The sequence below is a fragment of the Rodentibacter sp. genome, from assembly GCF_057314195.1.
On record NZ_DBHLAM010000016.1, the window covers coordinates 1 to 5737 of the forward strand.

Consider the following 5737-nt stretch of genomic DNA (forward strand, 5'->3'; position numbering starts at 1 on the left):
TTGACGACAAGTGCGTCCACCGGCAATGTGAGCAACGTGTCTATTGCAAACGTGAGAGGTAACGATACTGTCACCTTCGACGCTGGCAAAAACATCGAAATCACCCAAACCGGACGCGGTTTAAGTGTTGCCTTGGCGCGTGATATCAGCGTGAACAGTGTGAGAACAAACGATCTCACTGTGACCGGAACGGCGAACTTGAGCGGTACCACAAACATTAGCGGTACGATGAACGTTCAAGCCAATACCACCGTGAACATGGGCGGCAACCGCATTCAAAACGTAGGTAATGCAACAGCACCTACCGATGCGGTGAATAAAGCTTATGTGGATAGCGCGATCAGCAACGTGACCGGCGGCGGAGTCAACATGTCGCACGTTAACAGCCTGAATAACCGCATTACACGCGTGGAAAGAAAACTTCGCGCAAGTACGGCGGGTACCGCAGCAATGTTGAATATCCCTCAAGCGATCGGCGCGGGTAAACAAACTATCGGTGCGGGCATTGGCTCCAACGATGGACAAAACGCCGTTGCGGTGGGTTACTCACGCGTAGCTGACAACAACAAAGTGATCTTCAAAGTGACCGGCGCGGTTAACACGCAAGGCGGCTATACAGCCGGCGCGGGCGTGTCTTACCAATGGTAATGCGATAGATTACGCGTTAAATAAAACGAAAACCGCAGGTGAAAGCCTGCGGTTTTTTTTGTGCAAAAGGGGAGTGGAAAGTGAACTGTCGGATTAGCACCGCATTGAGGGGGCTTTGCGTGTTCGGTATGCGTGATAGGTAAAAAAAAAAAGCGGCCGGTTAACCGACCGCTTGTTTAGTTTTCGATAAACGGGTTGAGGAGTTTGACGCCCATTTTTTCAAAGTCTTTGATATTGCGTGTGACGAGGGTGAAATGGTGGCGTAATGCGGTGGCGGCGATCCAAGCATCGTTGTCGGGGCTTTTATCGGGAATGTGCAAGCCGGCGCACAATGTGGCGGTGATGTCGTCGGGATAGAGGGTTTTGCCTTTGAAGGTGGGGCGAACGAGATCTTCAAGCCAATCTCTTAGCATTTTCCCTTGACGTGGATCTTTTCGTTCCATATTGAGTACGTCGCGTTCAATTTCCATTAAGGTGATGACACTGATAAAAAGCGATTCTTTAGGCATTAAATCAAGCCATTCTTCAACACCACGGTTTGCTTTATTTTTGGGCATTTTACGCATTTCGGACAGAATGTTGGTGTCTAAAACGAACATATAATTCCCCTTTAAAATTCTACCGGACGGCGGTGTGCCTTGGAGCGCGGTGGAATTTCTAATTCTACGTCGGCAATATCCGGGCAAGAATAAGAGGCGAAAAGTTCAACTATACTTTGCGACGATCTTTCCTGTTTTTCATAGTCCTCATATTTCAGGAATACAAATTCCGGTTTGCCCCGATTGGTGATGATCACCGGTTCGGTTTCTGCCATTTTTTTGGCGTGGCTGAGTTGTTGATTGAATTCTCGACTGCTCATAAACATATAGGCCTCCTTATGTAGTAATGAGGCTACATTGTAGGCGCTTTGGCGCCGAAATACAATCAGGAAAACGGAGGGCGAAAAGCGCACCGCATTGAATGCCCGTCGGATAAGGCTTCAATGCGGTGCTATTTCGGCAGGCAAAAAAAGGATAATCCGTCGATTATCCTTTTTCCCTTTTTCCCTTTTTCCCTTTTTCCTTTTTTCGATTCGGTGAAATTATTCGTCTAATTATTCGTCTAAGAAGCTGCGTAAGGTTTCCGAACGGCTCGGGTGACGCAATTTGCGCAACGCTTTGGCTTCGATTTGGCGAATACGTTCGCGTGTGACGTCGAATTGTTTACCTACTTCTTCTAACGTATGGTCGGTGTTCATATCAATACCGAAACGCATCCGCAGGACTTTCGCTTCGCGCGGAGTTAAGCCTTCCAAGACGTTGTGTGTCGCCACTTTTAGACTTTGCGCGGTAGCGGAATCCAGTGGCAATTCTAACGTGGAGTCTTCGATAAAATCGCCTAAATGGGAATCGTCATCGTCGCCAATCGGGGTTTCCATGGAAATCGGTTCTTTGGCGATTTTCAATACTTTACGGATTTTATCTTCCGGCATCCCCATGCGTTCTGCCAGTTCTTCCGGTGTGGCTTCGCGTCCCATTTCTTGCAACATTTGGCGGGAAATGCGGTTAAGTTTATTAATGGTTTCGATCATATGCACAGGAATGCGAATGGTGCGCGCTTGGTCTGCAATGGAACGCGTGATCGCTTGGCGAATCCACCAAGTAGCGTAAGTGGAAAATTTATAGCCGCGACGGTATTCAAATTTATCTACCGCTTTCATTAAGCCGATATTGCCTTCTTGAATGAGATCAAGAAATTGTAAGCCGCGGTTAGTGTATTTTTTGGCGATGGAAATCACCAAGCGTAAGTTCGCTTCCACCATTTCTTTTTTGGCGCGGCGGGCTTTCTGTTCGCCGCGTGCCACCGCATCGCAAATATTGCGCATTTGTTGCACGCTCAGTTTGGTGCTGGCTTCTAATTTTGCCAAGTTAGCCAACGCTAAACGAATGCGGTCTTCGTATTTCGGCAAGCGTTTCGCCCAAGGTTTGGTGGACTTTAAGGTTTTTTCCAACCAGGCGTCGCTGCTGCCGAAGTTGGTGATAAGCGTTTCGAATTCGTCTTTCGGCATACCGGCGATATCGACGAGTACTTTTTGTAATTGACGTTCTTCGCCGCGCACGCGTTTCATCATATTTTTCATGGATAACACGAGTACGTCGAATTGTTTCGGCACTAGGCGGAATTGTTTGAAAATTTCAGCCAAAATCACTACTTGTTCTTGTGCTTTTTTGTGATCACGACCGTGTTTGGCAATGACGGTAAGGGTTTTGGTGTGTTGTTCTTTTAATTGGGCGAATTTTTCGCGCGCTATTTCCGGGTCGATACTGTTGTCGGAATCGCTGCTTTCGGAACTTGACTCGTTGTCTTCTTCGCTGTCATCCACATCAGTGGCGGGCGCGGTGTTTTCCTCGTCCTCGTTTTCGCCTTCTTCTTTGTTAAAGTTGTCGGCTAATTCCGGAGTCTCTGCTGACACCGCATTAGGATCAACAAAGCCGGTAATCAGATCGGCTAAGCGAACATTGCCTTTTTCTACTTGAGCGTATTGCTCGATTAAATCGGACAGCGCCTCCGGGTAAGCGACGATGGAGGTTTGCACTTCGTCAATGCCTTCTTCAATGCGTTTGGCGATACTGATTTCATCTTCGCGTGTCAGCAAATCTACGGTGCCCATTTCACGCATATACATACGCACCGGGTCGGTGGTGCGGCCGATTTCCGATTCTACGTTAGAAAGAATTTGAGTGGCTTCTTCCACTGCATCTTCATCGGGAATGGTGTCGTTTAACATCATCTCATCGCCTTCCGGCGCTTCATCCAACACCGGAATGCCCGCATCGTTTTGTAAAGTTTGCAGTAATTTGTCGTAATATTCGGGATCGATCACGTCTTCCGGTAATAAGTCGTTAATTTCCGCGTAGGTTAAATAACCTTGCGTACGACCCAATTCCATCAGCTGTTCGATTTGTTCCGAATATTGTTCGGCTGTAGATTGTTGATTTTGTTCCATTTTTATACCCGTATCGCGTTATTTTTGATGATGAATGCTTCCGCTTGAGAACGCAAGATTCTACCATTGTTATTGAGGATTAACTAACTGTTTTTTCTGCATTTCTTTGCTGGTAATCAGCTTGACGAGCACTTGTCGTTCTTGCTCGCTCAACCCTTCGGCACGCTCTTTGGCAATGAGCATTTCGATATCGCGTTCGATCGCTTGAATATTTAAGCGGCGATAATTTTGTGAAAAGGCGTTGAGCATTTCCGCGTCGTCGAGTAAATGCTCCCAAGTCGCCAGAATTTCAAGGGGACGAGAATATGGCGTATCGCGAAAATGTTCCAAAATTTGTCCCGTTGTAATGCCCTCGCGCGCCCGGCAAAGGGTGGCTAATTGTTCCAATAATTCGTAACCCGCTTCCGCACGTAGCGCTGCCAGCCCGGCTTCGGTAATGCGGTTGACCAGATGAGGATTTTGCAGCAATAACGACACGACCAGACGCATCGGCGTTTGTTTCATTTTCGGCTGTTTGTCGGCGTGCGGTGCGGCGGCTTGGTGCGCTTGTTGCGGAATTAAACTTTCCAGTTGCGATTGGTCAAAAATGCCTAATTTTTGCGCTAGACTATTGCGTAGCGATAAACGTAGCGCTTCGCCCGGAATTTGACGAATCAATGGAACCGCCAGCGCGGCCAATTTGCCGCGTCCTTCTTTGCTGGAAAAATCCACTTGCGGATTTAAATGTGCGAACAAAAATTCTGTGAGCGATTGTGCCCCGTCGATATATTCTTCGAATTTTTCTTTTCCGTAGTGGCGTATATAGGAGTCGGGATCTTCACCGTCAGGTAAAAAAATAAATTTGATTTGGCGCCCGTCTTGCAAGTAAGGCAATGCATTTTCCAGTGCGCGCCATGCCGCATCGCGCCCCGCGCGGTCGCCGTCGTAACAGCAAATCACTTGTTCGGTGGAACGGAACAGCAATTGAATTTGCTCCGACGTGGTGGAGGTGCCGAGTGACGCCACCGCGTAATCTACGCCGAATTGGGCGAGTGCCACGACGTCCATATAGCCTTCCACCACTAACAATTTGGCCGGTTCATCATCGACTTGTAAGGCTTCGTATAAACCGTATAGTTCGCTGCCTTTGTGATAGGTGATAGTTTCCGGTGAATTGAGATATTTCGGTTTTTCATCGCCTAATACACGGCCACCGAAGGCCACGGTGCGTCCACGTTTATCCCGGATCGGGAACATAATGCGATGACGGAATTTGTCGTAAATATTGCCGCGTTCGTTACGTGAAAGCATGCCAAGATCGAGTAATTTTTGCTGTTCTTCACTGTTTGTGCCGAACTCGCGCAGCACCGTATCCAGGGCATTCGGTACGAAACCAATTTGAAAACGCGCGATAATTTCCGCTGAAAGTCCGCGTTGTTGTAAGTAGCTTTGCGCCGGAATATTGAGCGGTAACTGAGTTTGATAAAATTGCGCGATTTTTTGCATCAATTCGTACAAATTGCGCTTGGTTTGATAACCGACTTGCGGACGTTGATTATCGGAACGGGCGCGTTTTTCATAAGGTACTTCCAAGCCCGCCATCGCCGCTAATTCTTCAATGGCTTCAACGAATTCCAGTTTGTCATAATCCATTAAAAAAGAAATGGCATTGCCGTGAGCACCGCATCCAAAGCAATGATAGAACTGTTTTTTTTCGCTAACGGTGAAAGAAGGCGTTTTTTCGTGGTGAAAAGGGCAACAGGCTTGATAATCGCGACCGGCTTTTTTGAGTTTAACGCGCGAATTGACCACATCGACGATATTGGCTTTGGTCAACAAATCATCGATAAACGGGCGTGGAATTGAGCCTTTCATTGCCTTGTCTCCTGGGATTGGGAACTTACGGTCAGTTTTATGGAATTTTCGTTGAATTTGAAAGAAACAAAACCGTGATGCCGAAGGAATCACGGTTTGTGTTAACTCGAGTTAAGAAATACTACAAATTAGTATAAACGGGCATTACGTGCGTTTTCGCGAGCGTTGCGTTTAGCGTGACGTTTTGCAAGCGTCGCTTTTTCACGTTTACGGATTGTAGTTGGTTTTTCATAGAATTCACGAGCGCGA

General features: G+C 47.4%; 5 protein-coding genes and 1 pseudogene. 1 reads left to right on the forward strand and 5 read right to left on the reverse strand.

The window, feature by feature from the left end; translation table 11 throughout:
* A partial coding sequence (locus ACO59Y_RS01625) for a YadA-like family protein (RefSeq protein WP_486130061.1) occupies nucleotides 1-648 on the forward strand: 648 nt, incomplete at its 5' end.
* A gap of 176 nt (nucleotides 649-824) precedes the next feature.
* Here the strand turns inward: ACO59Y_RS01625 and ACO59Y_RS01630 are convergent.
* The 5 genes and pseudogenes from ACO59Y_RS01630 to ACO59Y_RS01650 form a co-directional block, all read right to left on the reverse strand.
* Entirely contained in the window at nucleotides 825-1247 is a 423-nt protein-coding gene (locus tag ACO59Y_RS01630) for a PIN domain-containing protein (RefSeq protein ID WP_486130063.1), read from the reverse strand.
* 11 nt (nucleotides 1248-1258) lie between these two features.
* Nucleotides 1259-1507, reverse strand: coding sequence for a type II toxin-antitoxin system Phd/YefM family antitoxin (locus tag ACO59Y_RS01635; RefSeq protein WP_486130065.1), 249 nt, complete (start codon nucleotides 1505-1507; stop codon nucleotides 1259-1261).
* Between the two features lie 234 nt (nucleotides 1508-1741).
* Complete coding sequence (gene rpoD / locus ACO59Y_RS01640) at nucleotides 1742-3634, reverse strand: RNA polymerase sigma factor RpoD (protein WP_486130067.1); 1893 nt, start codon at nucleotides 3632-3634, stop codon at nucleotides 1742-1744.
* A 69-nt stretch (nucleotides 3635-3703) separates the two neighbouring features.
* Nucleotides 3704-5488 (reverse strand): DNA primase, encoded by a 1785-nt coding sequence (gene dnaG, locus ACO59Y_RS01645; RefSeq protein WP_486130069.1) that lies wholly within the window; start codon nucleotides 5486-5488, stop codon nucleotides 3704-3706.
* 128 nt (nucleotides 5489-5616) lie between these two features.
* A pseudogene (locus ACO59Y_RS01650) lies at nucleotides 5617-5737 on the reverse strand (30S ribosomal protein S21); the annotation flags it as partial.